This is a genomic window from Burkholderia sp. L27(2015) (assembly GCF_009765705.1).
GTDB lineage: Bacteria > Pseudomonadota > Gammaproteobacteria > Burkholderiales > Burkholderiaceae > LMUX01.
In genome coordinates, this window is sequence record NZ_LMUX01000007.1 from 92,478 (window position 1) to 114,791 (window position 22,314).

At 60.6% G+C, this 22,314-nt stretch carries 18 protein-coding genes; 10 read left to right on the plus strand and 8 right to left on the minus strand.

All coding sequences use genetic code 11. The features are described from left to right. The 7 genes from GSQ77_RS02280 to pdeR all read left to right on the plus strand — a co-directional run bounded on the left by GSQ77_RS02280 (position 1) and on the right by pdeR (position 9,402). Positions 1–1,557 carry a tripartite tricarboxylate transporter permease gene (locus tag GSQ77_RS02280; RefSeq protein ID WP_158898629.1) on the plus strand — a complete coding sequence of 519 codons (1,557 nt, stop codon included), beginning with the start codon at positions 1–3 and terminating at the stop codon, positions 1,555–1,557. Beyond that, complete coding sequence (locus GSQ77_RS02285) at positions 1,554–2,423, plus strand: sugar phosphate isomerase/epimerase (protein WP_254067408.1); 870 nt, start codon at positions 1,554–1,556, stop codon at positions 2,421–2,423. Before GSQ77_RS02280 ends, GSQ77_RS02285 begins: the two co-directional genes overlap by 4 nt. Continuing rightward, entirely contained in the window at positions 2,423–3,850 is a 1,428-nt protein-coding gene (locus GSQ77_RS02290; RefSeq protein ID WP_158898631.1) for an enolase C-terminal domain-like protein, read from the plus strand. Before GSQ77_RS02285 ends, GSQ77_RS02290 begins: the two co-directional genes overlap by 1 nt. A 55-nt stretch (positions 3,851–3,905) precedes the next feature. Continuing rightward, a complete protein-coding gene (locus tag GSQ77_RS02295) occupies positions 3,906–5,069 on the plus strand; it encodes a Gfo/Idh/MocA family protein (RefSeq protein ID WP_158898633.1) in 1,164 nt (387 codons plus the stop codon). A 104-nt stretch (positions 5,070–5,173) separates the two neighbouring features. Beyond that, positions 5,174–6,292, plus strand: a complete 1,119-nt coding sequence (locus tag GSQ77_RS02300) for a dihydrodipicolinate synthase family protein (protein WP_254067414.1) — start codon at positions 5,174–5,176, stop codon at positions 6,290–6,292. Further along, positions 6,285–7,160: a sugar phosphate isomerase/epimerase gene (locus GSQ77_RS02305; protein WP_158898637.1), complete on the plus strand. Its 876-nt coding sequence runs from the start codon at positions 6,285–6,287 to the stop codon at positions 7,158–7,160. Before GSQ77_RS02300 ends, GSQ77_RS02305 begins: the two co-directional genes overlap by 8 nt. Positions 7,161–7,407: 247 nt before the next feature. After that, positions 7,408–9,402, plus strand: coding sequence for a cyclic di-GMP phosphodiesterase (gene pdeR / locus GSQ77_RS02310; RefSeq protein WP_158898639.1), 1,995 nt, complete (start codon positions 7,408–7,410; stop codon positions 9,400–9,402). Positions 9,403–9,491: 89 nt separating this feature from the next. Here pdeR and GSQ77_RS02315 read toward each other — a convergent pair whose 3' ends face one another. From GSQ77_RS02315 to GSQ77_RS02345, 7 genes are all read right to left on the minus strand, one after another. Next, complete coding sequence (locus GSQ77_RS02315; protein WP_158898641.1) at positions 9,492–10,358, minus strand: crotonase/enoyl-CoA hydratase family protein; 867 nt, start codon at positions 10,356–10,358, stop codon at positions 9,492–9,494. A gap of 162 nt (positions 10,359–10,520) precedes the next feature. Next, positions 10,521–10,778, minus strand: a complete 258-nt coding sequence (locus tag GSQ77_RS02320) for a hypothetical protein (RefSeq protein WP_158898643.1) — start codon at positions 10,776–10,778, stop codon at positions 10,521–10,523. 416 nt (positions 10,779–11,194) lie between these two features. Further along, a complete protein-coding gene (locus tag GSQ77_RS02325) occupies positions 11,195–12,622 on the minus strand; it encodes an amidase (RefSeq protein WP_158898645.1) in 1,428 nt (475 codons plus the stop codon). Next, positions 12,619–13,590: an ABC transporter substrate-binding protein gene (locus GSQ77_RS02330; RefSeq protein ID WP_158898647.1), complete on the minus strand. Its 972-nt coding sequence runs from the start codon at positions 13,588–13,590 to the stop codon at positions 12,619–12,621. The genes GSQ77_RS02325 and GSQ77_RS02330 overlap by 4 nt, the downstream gene beginning before the upstream one ends. A gap of 68 nt (positions 13,591–13,658) precedes the next feature. Further along, a complete protein-coding gene (locus GSQ77_RS02335; protein ID WP_158898649.1) occupies positions 13,659–14,513 on the minus strand; it encodes an ABC transporter permease in 855 nt (284 codons plus the stop codon). Next, positions 14,510–15,286 (minus strand): ABC transporter ATP-binding protein, encoded by a 777-nt coding sequence (locus GSQ77_RS02340; protein ID WP_158898886.1) that lies wholly within the window; start codon positions 15,284–15,286, stop codon positions 14,510–14,512. The genes GSQ77_RS02335 and GSQ77_RS02340 overlap by 4 nt, the downstream gene beginning before the upstream one ends. A 455-nt stretch (positions 15,287–15,741) precedes the next feature. Next, positions 15,742–16,017, minus strand: a complete 276-nt coding sequence (locus GSQ77_RS02345; protein WP_158898651.1) for a hypothetical protein — start codon at positions 16,015–16,017, stop codon at positions 15,742–15,744. A gap of 511 nt (positions 16,018–16,528) precedes the next feature. Between GSQ77_RS02345 and GSQ77_RS02350 the strand changes: the two genes are divergently transcribed. Both GSQ77_RS02350 and GSQ77_RS02355 read left to right on the plus strand, forming a co-directional pair. Then, a complete protein-coding gene (locus tag GSQ77_RS02350) occupies positions 16,529–18,727 on the plus strand; it encodes a tetratricopeptide repeat-containing sulfotransferase family protein (RefSeq protein ID WP_158898653.1) in 2,199 nt (732 codons plus the stop codon). After that, positions 18,724–20,160, plus strand: a complete 1,437-nt coding sequence (locus GSQ77_RS02355) for a sulfotransferase (RefSeq protein ID WP_174246379.1) — start codon at positions 18,724–18,726, stop codon at positions 20,158–20,160. The genes GSQ77_RS02350 and GSQ77_RS02355 overlap by 4 nt, the downstream gene beginning before the upstream one ends. Here GSQ77_RS02355 and GSQ77_RS02360 read toward each other — a convergent pair. Next, positions 20,075–21,310 (minus strand): LysR family transcriptional regulator, encoded by a 1,236-nt coding sequence (locus tag GSQ77_RS02360; protein WP_158898657.1) that lies wholly within the window; start codon positions 21,308–21,310, stop codon positions 20,075–20,077. The genes GSQ77_RS02355 and GSQ77_RS02360 overlap by 86 nt on opposite strands. A 144-nt stretch (positions 21,311–21,454) precedes the next feature. Here GSQ77_RS02360 and GSQ77_RS02365 point away from each other — a divergent pair, with 144 nt between their 5' ends. After that, positions 21,455–22,306 (plus strand): amidohydrolase, encoded by an 852-nt coding sequence (locus GSQ77_RS02365; protein WP_158898659.1) that lies wholly within the window; start codon positions 21,455–21,457, stop codon positions 22,304–22,306. Positions 22,307–22,314 lie beyond the last annotated feature (8 nt).

The window sequence follows — 22,314 nt, forward strand, 5'->3', positions numbered from 1 at the left end:
ATGCTGCAAGGTCTTGCCGAACTGGGCCACGCGTACCTCGGCTTTCTGAACCCCATCTCGATTGCATACGGCATGGGCGGCGCTTTGCTCGGCATCATGGTCGGATGCCTGCCCGGACTATCAGCCACGCTATGCATTGCGCTGCTGACCACGCTGACGATCAAGCTGCCCGCCAACACCGCCATCCTGATCCTCGTGTGTTCATACGTCGGCACCTTGTATGGCGGTTCTCGCACCGCGATTCTGCTGAACATCCCGGGCACCGCCGCAAACGCCGCATCATGCGCCGACGGCCACGCACTCGCGCTGCGCGGGGAGGCCGGCCGCGCAATCGGCATCGCCACCTCGGGCGCGTTCATGGGCACGCTGTTCGGCGTGCTGTGCCTGGCGGCCTTCACGCCGATACTGGCCAATGTCGCGCTGTCGTTCGGCGCGTACGAATTCTTCTGGCTGGCGTTATTCGGCGTGACGATGTCCGGCAGCCTGGTCGGCCGCGACCCGCTCAAAGGCTGGCTGATGGGCGTGCTCGGGCTGTTCGTTGCGCAAATCGGCCAGGAAGGGCTATACAGCTTCGACCGCTTCACCTTCGGCTGGGGGGAACTCTCGGGCGGCATCTCGCTGATTCCGGCGCTCGTCGGTGCGTTCGGCTTCGCCGAAGTGCTGACCACGCTGGCCGATCCGATCGCGAAGAAAATCGTGAAGATGGACGATTCGGTGCTGCCGCGTTTTCGCGAGGTGGCGCAGTACTGGCGCACCGTGCTGCGCTCCGGCGTGATCGGCGTGCTCACGGGCCTGATCCCCGGCGTAGGCGAGGATTCGGGCGCCTGGATGTCGTATGCGGCAGCGAAAGCGACGAGCCGCGAACGCGATCAATTCGGCAAGGGCTCCATCGACGGACTGATGGCCGCCGAGACCGGCGACATGGCATCGATTCCCGGCCATATCATCCCGGCGCTGGCGCTCGGCATACCGGGCTCGGCACCGTCCGCGGTGCTGATGGCGGCCATGATCATCCACGGCATCCAACCGGGGCCGATGATGCTCATCGAGCATCCGCAGTTCGTGTACGACGTGGTGGCGATGACCTCGATCGCCACCATCAGCATACTGATTTTCGGCTTGTTCCTGGTGCGGCCACTGCTCTATGTGCTGCGCGTGCCGCGCGCCGTGCTGATGCCCATCATCTTCGTGCTCTGCGTGGTGGGGGCCTACGCCAGCGCGTCGCGCCTGTTCGACATCTATTGCATGCTCGCGATCGGCATCGGCGCGTTCTTCCTGCGCCGGCGCGGTTACCAGATGGCCCCGTTCGTGCTGGGGCTGGTGCTCGGCGGGCTGCTCGACAAAAGCCTGCGCCGCGGACTCGTGCTCTCGGACGGCGACATCACGCCGTTCTTCACCCGGCCGATTTCGATGGGGTTCGCCATCGTTACGGTGTTCACCATGTTGCTCTATGTGCCGGCATTTCGGCGCGGCCTGAAGTGCGTCACCGGCGCGATCGGCTCGCCATTGCGCCGCTGCCTACCCGGCGCGCACAAGCACGTTGAAAGGAAACCATGACGATGCGCATCGCCCTATGCAATGAAGTGCTCGCCGGGATGCCGTTCGAACGTCAGTGCGAATTCGCCGCTGAACTCGGCTACGACGGATTGGAGATCGCGCCGTTCACGTTGAGCGACAACCCCGAACAACTGAGTACCTCGGAGATCGCGCGCATTCGTCGCAGTGTCGAGGCGGCCGGGCTCGTAGTGACAGGCCTGCATTGGCTGCTGGTGAAGCCGGCGGGATTGTCGCTGACAACTCCCGACGCGGGTGTACGGGCGCGTACGCAGGAAGTCCTGGTGCGGCTCACGGGACTGTGTGCGGAGCTGGGCGGCGCAGTGCTGGTGCATGGCTCGCCCAATCAGCGCAATGTCCACGACGGCGAAACGCACGCCACGGCGATGGCGCGTCTGCGCGACGCGCTGGCGGTGGCCGCGCAAGCGGCCGGCCGCAACGGCGTGACCTATTGCCTGGAGCCGCTATCGCGTCATGAAACTTCGGTGGTGAACACGATCGCCGAAGCCGCCGAGTTGGTGCGCGAAGTGGGCAATCCGCACTTGCGCACGATGATCGACTGCAGCGCAGCCGGCCTCACCGAGTCGCAATCGATACCGGCGTTGATCGACCTATGGATGCCCACGGGCTTGATTGCGCACGTGCAAGTCAACGACCCGAATCGCCGCGCACCGGGCCAAGGCGAGATGCAATTCGGCCCAATATTCGCCGCGCTCGAACGCCACGGCTACACGGGCGCGATCGGCGTCGAGCCGTTCGACTATCGCCCGGACGGCCCCGGTGCTGCGGCCTTTGCTGCCGGCTACCTGCGCGGCGTGCGCGAAGCACTCGCCCGCTCTGGCAACCACGTTCCCAAGGACTCCGTCTGATGAGCACCGATTTCCGCATTCTCGAACTGAATATCTTCGAACGCGGCGTGACCATGCGCCTGCCGTTCCGTTTCGGCGTGGTGACGCTGTCCGCCTGCCCGCAGGCATTCGTGCAAGCCCGCATTCGCCTCGCGGACGGCCGCGAAGCCGAAGGCGCGAGCGCTGAGCTGATGGTGCCGAAATGGTTCGACAAGAACCTGGCGCTTAGCAACGAGGACAATTTCGCGCAGTTGCGCCGCTCGCTGTTGCTCGCGCGTGACGCGTATCTGAGCGATGGCGCGACGCGCAGCGCGTTCGGGCACTTCGCGGCACACTATCAGCCGCAAATCGATGCGGCAGCGCTGGATGGACTGAATCCGCTCGTCGCCTGCTACGGTCCTGCGCTGCTGGATCGTGCCGTGCTCGACGCACTGTGTCGCGCACTCGGCGTGTCGTTCTACGACGCGGTGCGCCACAACACGCCGGGCATCGATGCGCGCTTGTGTCCGGATCTGGCCCGGTTCGACATCGACGCTTTCCTGCAGGATCTGTCGCCGTCGCCGCGTATTCATGTGCGGCACACGGTGGGCTTGCTGGATCCGATCGTTCGCTCGGACGTGATCGATGCGCTCGACGATGGTTTGCCGGAAACACTGGAGGAAGTCGTGGCGACCTACGGCTGCCGGTATTTCAAACTGAAGGTGTGCGGCAAGACCGATGAAGACATCGACAGGCTGACGCGTATCGCCGCTGTGCTGGATCGCTTGCCGGAGTATGTCGTAACGCTGGACGGCAACGAACAGTTCGGCGACGCCGAGGCGGCTGCGCGCTTTTGGGAGCGCGCGCTGCAGGTTCCAGCGTTGCGACGCCTGACGGAGTCAACGTTATATATCGAGCAGCCGCTGCCGCGTTCCATCGCATTGGACGCCGATGTCTCGCGCCTGGCCGCCGCCCGCCCAGTGCTGATCGACGAATCCGACGCTACGCTCGAAGCCTTTCCGACCGCGCTAGGCCTGGGCTATACCGGCGTATCCAGCAAGGATTGCAAAGGCGTATACCGTTCGCTGCTGAATGCCGCGCGCTGCGCGCAACGCAACGCGAGTGCGCCCGCCACGGCGCCCTACTTCATGTCCGCGGAAGACCTGACTACGCAAGCCGGTCTGGCTGTGCAACAGGATCTTGCGCTGGTCAATCTGCTCGGCCTGACCCACGTGGAACGCAACGGCCATCACTATGTCGACGGCTTTGCAGGCCAGGGTGCCAGTGTCGAAGAACAGCAGGCGTTCCTCGCGGCACATCCGAATTTGTATCGACGCGGCTCGGGCACCGTCCGGTTGCATATCGAAAACGGCTCGCTCGAACTGGACTCGCTGGCGCTGCCCGGTTTTGCCTCCGGTGCACACCCGGTTTGGGAAACGCTGGAGCCGATGGAGGTGCGTGCGGATTAAGTCTTCATTCGTCGCCTCTGCATCCTTTTCATTTGTTTATTCGAGGAAACATCCTATGTCTCAAAAGCGTCTAGGCCTGATCATGCACGGTGTCACCGGCAGAATGGGCATGAACCAGCATCTGATCCGCTCTATCGTCGCGATCCGGCAGCAAGGCGGTGTGGTCTTATCCAACGGCGATCGCGTCATGCCGGACCCGATCCTGATCGGACGCAACGCCGAGAAGATTGCCGCATTGGCGAAGGCGCACGGCATCGAACGTTGGGGCACCGACGTCGATGCCGCGCTTGCCAATCCTGAGGACACGGTTTTCTTCGATGCCGGCACCACGCAGATGCGCCCGGACCTGGTCAAGCAGGCCATCGCGGCAGGCAAGCACATCTATTGCGAAAAGCCGGTGGCAACGGGACTCGAGCAGGCGCTGGAACTCTACCAGCTCGCCAAACAAGCCGGCATCAAGCACGGTGTGGTGCAAGACAAACTATTCCTGCCCGGCCTGCAAAAACTGGCCATGTTGCGCAAGTCCGGCTTCTTCGGCCGCATTCTTTCGGTGCGTGGCGAGTTCGGCTATTGGGTATTCGAGGGCGACCTGCAACCGATCCAGCGTCCGTCATGGAACTACCGCGAAGAAGACGGCGGCGGCATTATCCTCGACATGATCTGCCATTGGCGCTATGTGCTCGACAACCTGTTCGGCGCGGTCAAGAGCGTTTCCTGTATCGGTGCGACGCATATTCCCGAGCGCTGGGACGAGCAAGGGCGCAAATACCAAGCCACGGCCGACGACGCCGCATACGCCACGTTCGAACTGGACAATGGCGACGCGCCGCCCATCATCGCGCAGATGAACAGCTCTTGGTGCACACGCGTACGGCGCGACGACCTGGTGACCTTCCATGTCGATGGCACGCATGGCTCCGCCGTAGCGGGGCTGACCGACTGCGTGTCGCAGGCTCGCGTCAACACGCCCAAACCGGTATGGAATCCGGACGTCAAACAGCCGTTCAATTTCTTCGACCACTGGCAGAACGTGCCCGATTCAGTGGTCTTCGACAACGGCTTCAAGACCCAGTGGGAGCTGTTCATCCGTCACGTTTGCGAAGATGCGCCTTATCGCTGGGACCTGCTGGAAGGCGCCAAGGGCGTGCAACTGGTCGAGCTCGCGCAGCAAAGCTGGAAAGCGCGGCGCTGGGTCGATGTGCCGGCCTTGCCCGCGTAATTTTCCCGCTTATTTGCCGCTTATTTGCCCCGCCTAAGGAAGCGACCATCATGAGCCTAGTCATCGTCCTGCCCGACGCCGATCGCCGCCTGCAACCGTACACGATGAGCGCACCGCGCACATTCGCCGCGCGACCGGCGCGCGCATTCAATCGCGTGGCCTATTCGGCTGCGCACGTGGTCGCCGATCCGCTGGCGCCGTGCAATCCGTGGCTGGATAGTCCGATCGACTGGGACGCAACGATCGCGTTCCGGCAGCGCATCTGGGCCCTCGGCCTTGGCGTGGCCGAAGCCATGGACACAGCACAGCGCGGTATGGGCCTGGACTGGCCCACCTCGCTCGAACTGATTCGCCATTCGATCGATGCCGCGCGCGACTTTCCCGGCGCACAAGTCGCCAGCGGCGCGGGCACCGATCACCTGGCGTTCGATGCGACCACCACGCTCGACGACGTGATCCGGGCCTACGAAGAACAAGTGGCCGCGATCGAAAAACTCGGCGGCCGGATCATCCTGATGGCCAGCCGTGCGCTGGCGCGCGTTGCGACCTCTCCCGACGACTATCGCAAGGTGTATGGGCACATCCTCTCGCAGGTTCGCGAACCGGTGATCCTGCATTGGCTCGGCGATATGTTCGACCCGGCGCTCGCAGGGTACTGGGGGTCGGCGAACCTGGACAACGCGATGGACGTCGCGGTCGACATCATCAACACGTGGCCCGAAAAAATCGACGGCGTGAAAATTTCGCTGCTGGATAAGCATAAGGAAATTGCGATGCGTCGCCGGCTGGACCCGCGCGTCAAGATGTACACCGGGGACGATTTCAACTATGCCGAATTGATCGCCGGCGATACACACGGTCACAGCCACGCGCTGCTCGGCATCTTCGATGCGATTGCGCCGGCCGCTTCGGCCGCGTTGGACGCACTCGCGGGTGGCGATACGCAGCGATTCCACGAGATTCTCGCGCCCACTGTGCCACTGTCGCGGCATATCTTCCAGGCGCCGACTCGCTTCTATAAAACCGGCGTGGTCTTTATGGCCTACCTAAATGGCTTGCAGGATCACTTCGTCATGATCGGCGGCCAGCAGAGTACGCGTTCACTCACGCATCTGGCGGAACTGTTTCGGCTGGCTGACCGCGCAGGCTTGCTGGCCGACCCTGAACTCGCGGTGGCGCGTATGCGGGCGGTGCTGGCCGTGAATGGGGTACACGATGCGTGATTTCACTGATAGCCACGAATGGCTTTCGATCAACACCGCAACTGTGCGCCAGCAATGGGCGTTGCCTGAAATCATCGAGCATTGCGCACGGCTGGGCATACGCGCTATTTCACCTTGGCGCGACCAAGTTGCCGCGTGCGGACTCGATGTCGCGATGCGATTGTTGCGTGAGCACGACATGATGTTGTCCGGGTATTGTCGAGGCGGCATGTTTACCGCTGCCGACGCAGCTGGCCTACGTAACGCACGCGACGATAATCGTCGCGCAGTGGACGAAGCGCTCGCATTGGGTGCACCTTGCCTCGTACTCGTCGTCGGTGGATTACCTAACAGTACCAGCGGCACCGACGGTAAAACCGTATACAAGAACATCGCTCTCGCACGCGAGCAAGTGCGCGATGGTATCGGCGCATTGCTCGACTATGCACGTCAGGTCGGCATGCCGCTTGCGATCGAACCGCTGCATCCGATGTATGCCGCCGACCGCGCTTGCGTGAACACGCTGGACCAGGCATTGGACCTGTGCGACGAGCTGGACCCTTTGCGCAGTGGGATGTTGGGCGTAGCGGTCGATGTTTATCACGTGTGGTGGGACCCGACATTGCAAGCCGCGATCGAGCGCTGCGGCCGGGACCGGCTACTGGCCTTTCACGTGTGCGACTGGCTGGTGCCCACCCGGGATATGCTCACCGACCGCGGCATGATGGGCGACGGCGTTATTGATATCCGTCAAATTCGGAGCTGGGTGGAAGCGGTTGGCTACACGGGTTTTTCGGAGGTGGAAATTTTCTCTGCGCAGAACTGGTGGTGCAAACCTGGGGAGGAAGTATTGCGTACGTGCATCGAGCGGCATCGCAGCGCGGTATAAGGCGAGCGCTGACAATTTGAGAATACGAGCGCCCAAAATCTCACATCGTGGACAAAAGCGATTGAAAAAAAGTTCAAAAAACTCTGTGAACCATTAATTACGTGGCGTTTGACATATTTAGGGGCACAGGAATGTTGACGCCACGGGGCGCTGTGATTAATCTAGGTTAGTTACTTTCCGACAAGCTGTCCGCCAAGCCAGATTTACCATGGCCGACAGCACTGTCAATTTCGCCCGGGCCTCTCCCATGAATGATGAACAGCACGGCGCAGTGCTTCAAACTTACTTCGGCACAAGCAGCCCTTGTTGGCGCTTGTCGTTCGACAGCAATGCTCTCGAACTCGCCGCCGTTCGTGGGCCGGCCAACGTCAGCGTGGTCTTGACCGCCCCGCAGGCAGCCAAGATCAGGGCTCTGACAGGCGTCACGTCGCACCTCGTGCTCGACGTCAGCCTGTTCGGCGAAGCGTTGCAGTTGAACCTGGTCGGCAAAAAAACCAACAGCGTGGAATGGGCCGGCACTGCATCGGCTTACGACGACACCGTCTCGGTGGCGCGCGATCTGGTGCACGGTTTGTCGTTTGCCGAGCAAATCGTCTCAGAAGTGAATTCCATGGTGGCGGTGATCGATCGGAACGGACTCATCCAACGATTCAACCGCAAGTGCGAAGAATTCAGCGGCATGAAGGAAGAAGACGTGGTCGGCAAAAGCGGCCTCGAGCTATTCATGTCCGCCGAGCAGGGCCAGGCATCGGGCAGCAACATCAGCGCGTTTTTCGATTCGGGCAAGCCGTACGAGGTCGAGCGGTATCTGAACACCGTCAACGGACCGCGCCTATTTCTTTTCCGCAACAAGTTCGTGCGCAGCGGTAGCGGCGTCGACGAGCAGTTCCTGATTTGCGCCGGCACAGATATTACCGAAGAGCGTAATGCGAAGAACCGGCTGTTGGAACTTGCCAATACGGATAGTCTGACCGGCTTGCCGAACCGCAACGCCATACACGAAAAAATCAGCAGCGCGATCATCGCTGCGGGCGAGAACCGTCCTGGCATCCTGTTCCTCGATCTCGACAACTTCAAGAAGGTCAACGACCACTATGGCCATGTTGTCGGCGATCAGTTGATCCAGGACGTTTCGCAAGTGATCAAGAGTTGCCTGTCCGAAGGCGATACCTTGGCCCGATTGGGCGGCGACGAGTTCGTGGTGTTGGTCGAGAAAGCGACCACAGCGTTGCTCGAAGAAAAAGCCCAGCTCATCCTGAACTGCCTGCGCGCCCCGTTCAACCTCGGTTTGATGGAGGTGTACACCGGTTGCTCGATCGGCGTCGCCATTTACCCGGAGCACGGCGATGGACTGGAAAGCCTGATCCGCAGCGCAGACACCGCGATGTACGTCGCCAAGGATGCCGGCAAGGGCACGTATCGGATGTTCTCGCAGGAGATGAACAAGAAGGTGGCCGAGTATGTTTGGCTGGACACCAACTTGCGCAAGGCCCTGGAAGAACAGCAACTGGAGCTCTACTATCAGCCGCTGGTCAGCGCGGACACCGGCGCGCTGCACAGCGTGGAAGCATTGATCCGCTGGAATTCGCCGGAACGCGGCTTGATCATGCCGTTCGACTTCATCCCCTATGCGGAAGAGTCGGGCATGATAGGCCCGCTAGGCCGGTGGGTCATGCAGGCGGCCGCAGCTCAAGCCGCACGCTGGAAGGCGAAGGGCCTGAATGTGCGCATCGCGATTAACGTCTCCGCGCGCCAATTGTGCGATACGGATATCGTGAAACACTTCACGCATGCGCTGCGCACGACGGGCCTGCACCCCTGCCTGCTCGACATCGAGCTGACGGAAAGCTGCTTCATGGAAGACGAAGCGACGACACGCGAGATTATCAAGCAGTTCCGGCATCTCGGTGCCCAGGTCCATCTGGACGACTTCGGCACCGGATACTCTTCGCTGTCGCAATTGGCGCGCATTCCGTTGGATGCGATCAAGCTCGATCGCAGTTTCATCAAGTCGATCGACACCGATACCAAATCTCAGGCGCTGGTGCGCTCGATGGTCGCGATCGCGCGGGAATTGCGTTACTCGGTGGTTGCCGAAGGTGTCGAGACGCACGCCGAAGCGGAGTTCCTCAAGGAAGTGGGCGTCGATTACGTGCAAGGCTTCCTGCACAGCACACCGCTGACCGCCGAGCAATTCGAACTGTGGGTGGCTGAGAAGAGAAAGCTGCGGTTGATCGCCTGAGGTTCTCGGTGGGATTGATTTGCGCTTGATGCGGCTTCGATACGAGGATACGTGCAACCACGCAGCGGTGGCGTCGAGCAGGCCGCAGCTTAGACGGCTTGAAACAGCTTGGAAACCCGCCGGTTTTGCAAGGTCACCAGCCGTTCCATGAAGGCCAGGTCTTTTTCTTCGAGTGAAAAGGCTGCGTCCACCCAATCCTCGGTGATATCCATCAACTCTGAACGCGATAACGGCAGCACCCGTTGGCGAGCGCGCAGCATAGCGCGCATGCCGTTTAGCTTGGGCCGAATGCTATCGATAAAGGTGCGCGTTGCCATAAACGCCTCCCCCGCATCAAACGTCTGATCGACCAGGCCCCTCTCGGCATACCATTCGGCCGTATGCGTTTCGCCCGAGCTGATCAACTCTTCGGCCAGGCGCATATTGGCTTTGCGCGTCACCAGCGAATACCCGCCCATGCCGGGAAACAGATTAAACGCAATTTCCGGGAAACCCATCTTCACATCTTTTTGCGCCAGTACGTAGTGATTGGCCAGCGCCGCTTCGAACCCGCCGCCAAGCGCGCTACCTTCCAGCATCGCGATGGAAATCGCGCCGGTGCCAAAGCCCGTGAACACGCCGTGCACGGCATCAATGCAAGAGCGCGCGTAAGCCACCAATTCCTCACGACGCCCTTCACGAATCACTTCAACAAAAAAATCCAGATCTCCGCCGACGTTGAAAATTTCCGGAACCGATGAACCGTTGACCCAAAAATCGAAGGGTAATTTGGAATCCCGGGCGACGCGCGCCACATGCATGATGTCGTTGACCAGCTTCTGAGTGAAACAGGGGCGCGGGCGAGAGCACAGCATCATCCAGATCGTCCTGCGCCCTTCCTCGTAATACACAGAAACTTGAGACAACTCCCCGGCTTCGGTAAAAGGACGGCAGCCGGGATGGTCTTTGAGATTCATCAACTAAGATCCTTGACTAAAGTTTCGTTACACATAACGAATTCCGTAACAGGCTAAAGCAGGAGGTCATGCAAAGGCGTGAAGGTCAAAGGAATATGAAAGATTAATGGCAATAGCCAGGGCGGGCTAGTGCGATCAGGTAAATATCGTGGAACTATTGATCTAATTCAAATCGGGTCTTAGCCCGTCGCGACCCATGTATTCGCCAAAAATGGCGCTAATATGCCCATTATCCGGCGCAATTTCGACCGTTCTTCTAATTTTCAGATTCGCAATCGGGATGTTGATTTGCCGGCGTCTGCGACCTGATTTTGTGGTTCTGCGGAACATTTCGGTCTGCTGACCGGCCCCTTCGACCGCGTGCTCTTGAGCCCACCCCGCGATTCTCCCGATCGCAATGGGTATTTTTATGGATTTCAATTCGGCCTCCATGCTTTTATTGGTCTAGTCTGCATTTTAAACGAAGGGCTTCAATAAACAATTGCAGTAGTGACTCAAAGACACGCGTAATGTCGTTGAATTCCCGCAAGCGGCCTAAAAATGGGTTTTATTTTCAGCGCAGTGACCGATTTTGCAACGCCAGCAGCGAAACACGCGCCCCCATGAACGTCGGGGTCATGAAAGGACGGCGGTACAAGCGGTCTGCCGGGTCGATCGATCTCGTCTTTTCCAAGCGGCAACGAACGGCCGATCGGCGAGGCGATGAATGCGGTTGATGAACAAGAAGATTGCGGGCGATGGATGCTGCGCTGCTGTGCCTGTGTGCACAAAGCGGCATATGTCCCAGGCGCGGGCTGCAGCACGGCGGCCCAACGCCTGAGGCATCTTTTTGCTATTTACAGTCTCGGCGCTCCCCTCGCCTGCACTGCATGCGCCCAACCGGTTCGCGCCTCCACCCAGGCAGCGACTGACAGCAGCGCCACGTCGTCACCCAGAGCGCCGATCAATTGCGCTCCAAGGGGCAGACCTGCGGGACCGAACCCTATCGGCAAGTTGATGGCCGGCACGCCCAGCAGAGTCCACGGCGTGCAAAACGCCGCGTCGCCGGTGTAGTCAAGTCCGCGTGGCGCTTCACCGGAGGCCGGCGCGACCAGCAAAGCGTCGAGCCCCATGCTTGCCGTGAACCAGCGCTTGAACCGCGTAGTCATCTGGACTTGCAGGGCTTTCGCGTTTGCATAGTCAGTGGCAGGAATCCGGCGCCCTTCTTCAATCAGCTCCCTCATCACGGCGCTCATCAGCTCGGGCGTGCGATCGAACAGCTCACGGTGCGTGAGCGCCGCCTCGACGCACAACAAGGTCCACGCCAGCCCCTGGGCATTTGCCATCTCGCCGGGAAGTTCGACGTTGACCAACTCAGCGCCATCGGCTTTCAAGCGCCCGGCCAACGCGTCGAGCGCCTGCTGTTGCGCGGGTTCGATCGCGCCGCCAATCTGCTGTTGCAATACGCCGATACGGGGGTAGCCGGCGCCTGCAAAACCACGCGCCGCTTGCGCCGACGTGGCGGCTGCCGAAGTGGGACCCGAAGTTAGATCATTAAGCGCAGAGGGAAAGCCATGCGGATCGCCATCGTCGGTGCCGGCCAGCAGCGGCAGCACGTAGGCGATGTCGCCGACGCTATTGGCGAATAAACCAAGGTGATCGAGCGAGCCGGCCAGCGGTAACACGCCGGTACGCGCAATCGTCCCGTATGTGGGTTTCATGCCAACGACGCCGCAATAGGCGGCCGGCCGTATCACCGAGCCGTAGGTCTGCGTACCCAGCGCGAGCGGCACGATGCCCGCGCCGACGGCGGCCGCGGAACCGCTGGATGAGCCGCCCGGCGTATGGCCGTGATGCCAAGGATTGGTCGTCGCGCCCGGGTGACGCCAAGCAAATTCCGTGGTGACGGTTTTACCCAGTACGGTAGCGCCCGCGGCACGCAGACGCTGGACCACCCACGCATCGTGTTGCGGGCGCCGCCCGGCGTACGCCGGCGAGCCCAATGCGGTGGGCATGTCGGCCGTATCGATCAGATCCTTGACCGCCACCGGCACGCCCGCCAGTGGAGCATGCGCCGGGCTCTCGCCGCTGCTGCCCGGGATGCCATGATCAATGCGGTGGTTCACCGCAAGCGCTTCCGGCAAATAAATGAAGGCGTGCAGTTGCGCTTGCGAGCGTTGTGCCGCATCGAACGCTTGTTGCACAGCGCCGGCTATCGTCACACTGCCTGCGGCGATCGCCTCGCGCAGTGCGCGTACCCCTTTTGAATGCAATAGTTCCGTCATTTCCCTGCCAGCGCTTGCTGAATGTAGGTGCGTACGACGAAGCTGTCGTACTTCGGTTGCTGTTTCAGATTACCCAGTGCGATCTGCGTATCCATGCCCACCGTCAGTGCTTTGGGCGTGATATCCACACTCTTCGGATAGACGCCTTCGTTCAACATCCGGGTTACCGCCGCATTCACGATCGCCGGATCCAGTGTCGGGAATTCCTTGCGCGCAATTGCTGCCGTCTCGGTCGGGTTGGTTTGCATGAATACGAGCGCCTCTTGCAGACCTTTCACAAAGCGCGCAGCGGAATCAGGGTCGACATTGCGTTTTGCGGCGATCGACGAAAATGCATATTCGCCGTACAGCTTGGGAAAGCTTAGCACCACCTTCATACCCTTGGCCACTGCCTGATCGAGGCCCGGCTCATACATGACCGCAACTTTGGACTGACCGGCTACCAGCGGGCCGATCTCCGAACCCAGCGGCACCTGCATCAGACTGATGTCGCTTGGCGACATGCCATTTTCCTTGAGCAGCTTGAAGAATAGCGAGGTGCTGGTGGTCGGCATCTGCCCGCTGACGACGGTACCGCCTTTCAGATCCTTCACGCCATCGAACTTGACGTCGGGCGCGGCCGCGATCCACACCGCGGCGCCATTCACCACGTTGGCAATCACGTCGACATCGGCGCCCTTCTCGGCCGCCACCGCCGCCCATTCGGGGCCATGCAGCGAGAACTCCGCGCTACCCGACAACACCGCAGACAAGGCCGCGCTCGGGCTGCCGGCGGTCTGCTTGGTGACATCGAGCCCCTGCTTGGTAAAAAAGCCATTGTCGAGCGCAACGTAGAGCGGCAGATACAGCATCGACTGGAACGCTTGCGAAATCGTGACCTTCTTGTCCGCAGCAAACGCGGGGGTCACGGCCGACACTGCCAACGCCGCGGTCAATGCGAGCAGCATTTTTTTGGAGCTAAGCGCCATCTTGATGTCCTGGTAAGAGAGTGGTGAATGTGGAAAACCCGGTAGAAAAACCCGGTTGAAAAATCTGGTCAAACCCGTAAGGTCGATGCATTCGATGCTTGCCGCCACGGAAGCAAGCTGCGTTCGAGCAGGTCGATCAGGAAATACAGCACGAAACCAATCGCCATGAGCACGAACAGGCCGGCCCAGACGGTGTTCAGGTCATAGAGGCTGGACGCCGTAAAAATCATGTGGCCCAGCCCCTTCTCCGACGAAATGAATTCGCCCACAACCGCACCGACCAGACCGAAGCCCACGTTGATGCGAAACGTCGAAATAATGTAGGGCAGCGTGGACGGGATCACGATCTTCATGAAGACATCGTTCTTGTCCGCGCCGAGCGTGACGAGCAACGCCTGGAGATCGGAATCCGCCTCCTTGGCCGCCTCGTAGGCGGCAATCAACGCGACGATGGCGGTGAGCGAGATTGCCAGCGCGACTTTCGATACCAGGCCGGTGCCGAACCATAGAATCACGATCGGGGCAAACGCGATCTTCGGCACGCTATTGATCGCAACGATGAACGGCTCTATCAGTCGTGCGACGAACGGCGAATACCAAAGCGCAAGTCCACAGAAAGAGCCCACCGCGGTACCGAATACGAAACCGAGAATCGCTTCGAACAGCGTATAGCCGGTGTCGACGAATAGTTGGCCAGAAACCGCCGATTGCACCAGCGCGTCATAAATTTTCGCGGGCGAACCGACGAGGAAATTCGAAACCCAGCCCATGCGCGCCGCACCTTCCCAGATTCCGAAGAATGCGACCACGGCGAAAAATTGCAGTATCGTGCGGCCCCAGCCGGTATCGAGGTTAATCACCACGCGAGGTGAACGGCGCGTTTCGGGGGCTGTCGATTTATTCACGGAAACGGATTGCGTCATGCGGCTCTCACTTCGGTTTGGATGTCGAGTTCTCCGCACAACGCATGGAAGTAGCCGGAAAAGTTGGGGTCGCTGCGCGCGCCGATCGGCGTGCGTGCCTCGATCTCGATGTCATAGATCTTCTTGACTTGGGACGGTCGCCCGCCGAGCACCACGACGCGCTTGGATAAAGCGACCGCCTCGTCGATGTCGTGGGTGACCAGCACGACGGTCTTGTGGAACGTCTCCACCGCCTCCATCAGCACGCCTTCGAGATACAAGCGGGTCTGGTAGTCGAGCGCTGAAAACGGCTCGTCGAGCAGGATGATGTCCGGGTCGTTGATCAGCGTGCGGATCAACGCGACGCGCTGACGCATGCCGCCGGAGAGCATGCGGGGATAGGCGTTTTCGAAACCCGCCAGGCCGTAGGTGTTGAGGTACTCCATCGCCGTCTCGCGCGCTTGCGCCGGTGGCATTTTGGCGAGCTCGGGGCCGATCAGGACGTTTTGTAGAACGGTGCGCCACGGCAGCAGCAGATCGCGCTGCATCATGTAACCCACCTTGCCACGCAACCCGTCGACGACCTGCCCGCGGTAGATGATTTCGCCGCTGTCGGGTTGTAACAAGCCGGCCACGATATTGAACACCGTCGTTTTGCCACAGCCCGAGGGGCCGATGATGCTGACGAAATCGCGTTCTTTGATATCGAACGACAAGCCGCCAAGGACATCGACGGCGCCTTGTTTATTGGAAAAGGATTTTCGGATGTTGCGTAGGGCGAGCTGCGTGGGCATCGGATGAGTCGGCATCGAATTCTCGGTCGGGGAAATGCACTATGTTGGCTATAAAAAGCAATTCCTATGCCCGTTGTCCACGTCGGGATGAGATGCGATGAGTACGCCCGGTGTGCCCGGTGCGCCGAGTAACGAGGTGGGAGCCGTTGAGCGCAGGTCTTGATCTGCCAGCCGGACGGCCAGCCACCGAGATCGGCGAGATCGTTTTTCCTCGCCGCTTTGACATGTAACACGCGAGTTCCAAGTCGAGCGCATTCGACAGAACGCGGCTTCGTTTGGAGAGTGTTGCCCGATTAGGTAGAGCGAATGCGCCAGATTGAGCGCTTACTGCCCCACTTCGGGACAGCGCGCGATGCGCGGGGGTGGCTTTGGATAATTCGTTGCGCGGTGTGCGCGAACGTTTCGGCGACTGCTGCCACGCGTCTCAGGGACGCAATGGCAGCGTCATGATGTGACTATGCCTTTTCGTTGATGAAGTTCGACGTCGCGGAGGTAGCGGAGGTATTTTGCGTACCGTTCGGCGAATAGGTGTGGCCGCCACTGCCATGATGATGACCGTGCATTGCTTCCGCGTGCTTCGACGCTTGAGCGATGACTTGCGCGGTCGTTGTCGGTTGTGCGCTCGCGGTTGGGGAGCTTGTGGTTTGCGGCGTCGTCTGAGCCAACGGTTGGGTCGTGTTGCTCGTGACCGGTTGAGTAGGCAATGCGCTAGCAACTGCAGAAACTAACATAGTGATCTCCAAAAAAAATTTGCGATCGTGAGCCCAATGCAGCGAGTCGGATGCTGCAGCTGTTGCTGCCACCAGCCTGCATTCCCCTTACAGTCACGAGCGATGGTAGCAGTAGATGAAAGCATTCAATCGAGGCGTGACAGCGCGAAAAATTACGCATCGTTAATTGGAAAAACGAGGCATGGAAATACCTTGTCATGTCGATCCGTCTGCGGGCTTTATGGCGCCTCACGCGCGGCCGGATTCGTCACTGCCTGGTCTCGTTCGCGGCGTGATTCAGCGTAATTTTCGGTAATTCTGGGCACGCCCCATGTAATGCCGTTCGTCAGCCACGCGTCTAACCTGCAAGGAAATCTCGTAGTCACTTTTTTATGCGTGGAGTTTCGGCTCCTGTCGCGACCGTGACAGAGAGCCTCTCGAATACTTGCGGCGAACCGCACGGGGCGCCCCGAACTGGTGTCGGAAATAACATTACCCCAGAGCATTACCCCAGCTCACAAAAGACGCAGTCATGAAACATAGGAAAGCGCGGCACGGCTTGCAAGCGGCCGGCTCCAAAGCGGAGCAACCGGATCAGCTGGTGCAGCGTGCGCTGGTATTGCACCGGCAAGGCGATGCGCGACTAGCCAGGGAACTCTACGAGACCGCCCTGCGCAGCGACGCCGAGCATTTCGATGCGCTGCATCTGCTCGGTATCCTTGAATATCAAGCGGGACACGCTGAACGCGCGATTGTGTCGTTGACGCAAGCGCTTCGGGTCAATCCAACACTGGTGGCGCCGCATTCGAATCTGGGCCTCGCGCATCAGGCACTGGGACAATACGAAGACGCCCGACACAGCTTTGAGCGCGCGCTCGCGATCGCTCCCGAACACGTCGAGACGCTTAACAATCTCGGCAATGTGCTGCGTGAGCTGCAGCAGCCCGAAGCCGCGCTGGCGCGCTACGATGAGGCACTACGAATCAAGCCGGATTACCTGCGCGCGCTGAACAACCGTGGCAACGTGCTGCGTGAGCTGCAACGTCATGTCGATGCGATCGCCAGCCTCGATGCCGCGCTCCAACTCGATGCGCAATACGCCGAAGCCCACTACAACCGCGGCAACGTCTTGCAGGACCTACGCCAACACGAAGCGGCAGCGCACAGTTATCAGCAAGCGTTGCGCATCGAGCCCGACATGATCGAAGCATCGATCAATCTCGGCAACGCGCTGCAGGATCTGGCCCAATATGGCGCGGCACTCGAGAGCTACGAACACGCGCTGCGACTGGCGCCCAATAGCATAGCCGCTCGCCTTAATCAGGCCCATACCCTGCAGCGATTGCACAAACCCGAATTGGCGCTGCTGAGCTATGAGCTCGCGCTGAATCTGCAACCCGATCACGTCGACGCGCTGATCGGACGCGGCGATGTATTGCGCAACTTGAACCGACATCAAGAAGCGCTCGCCTGTGCCGAACAAGCTTTGCAACTACGCCACGACTATGCGCCGGCGTTCAATAGTCGCGGCGTCACACTCAGCACGTTGGGCCGGTTCTCCGAGGCGCAAGCCGATCACCGTCGCACCCTGGAACTCGCGCCGGACAAGGGCTTGTACTATCGCAACCTGGTGCAAGCCGGTTTGCTGCCTGCCGACGACAAGCATTTCGAGGCGATGCGGCAGCTTGCGCAAACGTCCGACCGACTAGCGCCCGACGACAGAGTCAATCTGCACTTTGCGTTGGGCGACGCGCTGGAAAAACTGGGTCTGCACGACGACTCGTTCGCGCACTATCTTCAGGCCAATGCCTTGCAACGGCAGCGCACGGTTTATACCGAGCGCGCGACGCTGGCACTGCTGGAATGGTGTCGGGTGACTTTCACGTCGGAGTTCCTTCAGCAGCGGCAAGGACTCGGCACACAGTCCGACGCGCCGATCTTCGTGATCGGGATGCCACGCAGCGGCTCGACGCTGATCGAACACATTCTCGACAGCCATCCCGCGATGTATGGCTGTGGGGAACGCCGTGATTTCATCCAGACCCTGACGCACTTCATCGCGCAACACCATGCGGGGCGTTCCGAGCTGGATACGCTCGCGGCGTTGACCGACGCCCAGTTGCTGCAAATTGGCGAGGGTTACCTGCGGCGCATGGGCGATGCGGCGGAAGCGGCGGGAGCGGGAGCGCCGCATCGTCGGTTTGTCGACAAGTCGCTGTTGAACTTCATTCATGTCGGCCTGATCCACCTGGCGCTGCCTAATGCACGCTTCATCCACAGCCGGCGCGCACCGATTGAAACCTGCCTGTCGTGCTACTCGAAGTTGTTCGATGACGTGCCATTCAGTTACGACCTCGGCGAGCTGGGCCGCTATTACCGAGCCTACGACGCCTTGATGGATCACTGGCGCGCAGTACTGCCGCCGGGCGTCATGCTCGAGGTCCAGTACGAAGAACTGGTCGTGGACTTCGATACACAAGCGCGTCGCATGGTGCAGCACTGCGGGTTCGAATGGGACGACGCATGCAATACGTTTCATCAGAACCAGCGCGCCGTGGCGACATCGAGCGTCGCGCAGGTCCGCCAGCCGCTTTATCGAAATGCGCTCACCCGTTGGCGACCTGCGGCGCAACTGCTGCAGCCGCTGCTCGACGGCCTGGGCCCGGTCCTATCGGGAACCACGGCACCCGATCCTCAAGATACTCATCCTGGCGTTGCCCCGCGTCAATGACGCAAGAAACTAAAGCGCCCAGCGCGGATATGCTGCATGACCACGGCTGCGCGCTGGAGCAGTCGCACCGCCTCGAAGAAGCCGTGCTCTGTTATCGGCAAGCCGTGCGACTCAACCCCGGTGCCGATGCGTCGTTCAACAATATGGCGAACTGCCTGCATGCGCTCGGGCGGTTCGCACAGGCGCACGACGCATATCGTCAGGCGATTCGTCTCGCACCGATGAACGGCTCGTATTATCGCAATTTCTCGCAGTCATATCGGCTGATGGCCGACGACCCCTGCTTCATCTCCATGTCGCAATTGATAATGCGCGCTGAAACGCTCACGATAGAGAATCGCGCGCAGTTGCATTTCGCTTATGGCCACGCACTGTCTGATCAAGGGCATCAGGAAATTGCGTTCGAGCACTTCCTGAAAGCAAATGCGTTGAAGCGTCCTGGCGTGCCGTATGACGAGGCGATGACGCTGAATTTGATCAAGTGCATGCCTGACCTATTCACCATCGATTTGCTGAGGGCCAAGCGCGGCCTGGGCGATCCGTCGGATGCGGCTATCTTCATCATCGGTATGCCTCGGTCGGGTTCGACCTTGATCGAACAAATCCTGGCCAGCCACCCACGGGTATTCGGAGCTGGCGAGCGACCCGATTTTGCTCAGTCGCTATGGCGCTTCATCACGGGGGACGACGATCATGCCAAAATCGATATCGACGCGCTGCATACCGTCACGCAGGCTCAGTTAGCGCAGCTAGGCGCTGAATACACGCGCTCGATCCGGTCCGCTACAAACGATGGCGCGAACGATGCGGCGCACGGGGGCGCAGATAGCGGTGCAGACAGCACCGCCCGCTACGCGCGGATCGCCGACAAATACCCATTCAATTTCATTCACGTCGGCATGATCCATCTGGCATTGCCCAACGCGCGCTTCATTCACAGTCGACGCGCACCGGTGGAAACGTGCTTGTCGAATTTCTCGCGGCTGTTCCACGATGTGCCTTTCAGCTACGATCTCGGTGAACTGGGGCGCTACTATCGCGCCTACGACACGTTGATGGCGCATTGGCGCAGCGTACTGCCCGATGGCGTAATGCTCGAAGTGCGCTATGAGGAACTGGTCGATGATCTCGAGGGCAATGCGCGACGGATGTGCGCTCACTGCGCACTCGAATGGGACGAGCACTGCATGACGTTTCATCGTACTCAACGCCAGGTCGTCACGGCTAGCGCGGCGCAGGTGCGAGAGCCCTTGTACCGGACGTCGTTGCATCGTTGGCATCCGCCGGCAACCATCCTGCAACCTCTTTACGATGCCCTGGGACCGGAATTGTCCGGCCAGGAACCCGTCAGACGCGAGTCGCACACTCCTGAACCAGATGCTCAACAAATGCCTGCTGTATTGCCGTACCCAGCCAATCGGTACGCGCCGTAAATCCCACTACCCGGCTGGCCTCCGGCATCTCCAGCTCCAACGCGACCATCTCGTTTCCCGAGTAGGCATCGCGAATCTGCGAGCGTGACAGCAGCGTAACGCAGTCGCTTTCGACCAGCATGGCCATCATCATCGCAGGCGAACTCGTTTCGACCACCAGTTGCGGCTTGACCAGCAAACGAGCGAAAATCGAATCGATCACCGTGCGTCGCGGCACGTTGCGCTGCGGCACGACCCACTCGTAGTTCGCGAGATCGTGCGTCGCAATGGATTTCTGTGCGGCCAGCCGATGCCCCTTGCGGACCGCGACGACGTACGGATCAGAAAATAATTCGGTTTCCTGAACAGACCCTGTGAGCCGGGGTTCGCGCAGGCTGCCGATGATGATGTCGATCGCGCCGACGCGCAGTTCGCGCAAAAGCCGGGCATGTGAGCCTTCATCGACCGTGACGCGCGCGGCGGGATAACGCGCGCGCAATCGCTGGATGGTACGCGCGATGAGGCGAGGCGACAGCAACGGCAAGACGCCGACCGCCACTTTCCCGGTGAGTTGTCCGCGGGCGTACGCCAGATCCTCACTCGCTTGTGCGATCTCGTAGAGCGCGAGACTCAGGCAACGCGCGAATTCGATGCCTGCCGGGTTCGCCGACACGCTGTGCACACGTCGGCGGTATAGCGACACGCCGACGGTCTGCTCGATCTGCCGCGCCGCCCGATGCACGGCGGGCTGCGAAATGCCGAGTAACTGGGCCGCCTCCGCCGCCGAACCCGCATTCGCAATGGCAATGTGGCAGCGCACTTGCGCGTCGGTCAGATGCCGGCAAATCGTGCCCGCGTTCGACGCCCCCGGCGTGGAGTGCCCGGTCACGTTCGCAACGGCCCGCTCCATCTGGTCCAGCATGCGACGAACGCGCCGCTGCAGGATTACGCCCTCCGGCGTCAGTTCGCTGCCGCCGAAACCGCGCTCGAACAACTGACCGCCGAAACTCGCTTCGAGCTTGCTGATGGCGAGACTCACCGCAGGTTGCGTGCGCGCCGCGCGAATAGCCGCCTGCCCAATTCCACCGGCCTCGCACACCGCGTCGAACAGCAACAGACGCCTTAATCGCGTGAGATCGTTATCGGATGATGCGCGCTCGACTACCTTCATCAACTCTCCAGAATGGCTACGTGAAAACCCCTAGCTTAACCAAAATTTATGTCCTGCAGCGCACTTTATATTGAGGGCTTTCACGACATCCCACTTACAGTAGCGCCCAATCGATCAAAAAAGATTTCAGCCAGGAGCCCGTTCATGTCCGTCGTCGTCGACACCCATACTCACGCAATTTCCCCAGATAAACAACGCTATCCGCTGGCTCCCGTCGGCGGACACCAGTCGGAATGGTCGGCGAAGCGTCCCGTCAGTTTCGAAGCCCTGCTCGCGTCGCTCGATGAAGCCGGCATTGACCGTGCGGTGGTAGTGCAAGCCTCGACGGTGTATGGCAACGACAATAGTTATGTGGTCGAAGCGGTGCGCACCCATCCCGATCGTTTCGCAGGCGTGTTCTCCATCGACGTGCTGGCGAGCGACGCCGTCGCGCAGATGCAGCGCTGGCTCGACGCGGGCCTGGGCGGGCTGCGCCTTTTTACCACCGGTAGCACGATGCCCGGTCAGGCGGGCTGGCTCGACGACGAACGCTCGTTCCCCGTGTGGGAATACGCGCAGCGCCACAACGTGTCGATTTGTCTACAGATGACCGCGCAAGGCATTCCGGCGCTGCTGAACATGCTCGCGCGCTTTCCGGACATCCGGGTGTTGCTCGATCACCTTGCACGTCCGGAACTCGCCGGCGGCCCGCCGTACGAAGCGGCCGCGCCGCTGTTCAGCCTCGCGTCGCACCAGGGCGTGTATCTGAAGCTCACGAACCGCACGATCGCAGAAGCCGCGCGTGGTGCCTCGACGCCCGCGGCCTTCTTCCCGCGCGTGCTCGATGCATTCGGCGCGCATCGCATCGCCTGGGGCTCCAATTTCCCAGCGGCCGAAGGCACGCTGCCGCAACTGCTCGCCGACGCCCGCGAGAGTCTGGCCATGCTGCCAGCCGATGCACGCGCAGCGATCTTCGGCGGCACCGCACGGTCGATTTATCCTGCGCTCGCCGCTTGATACGTCCG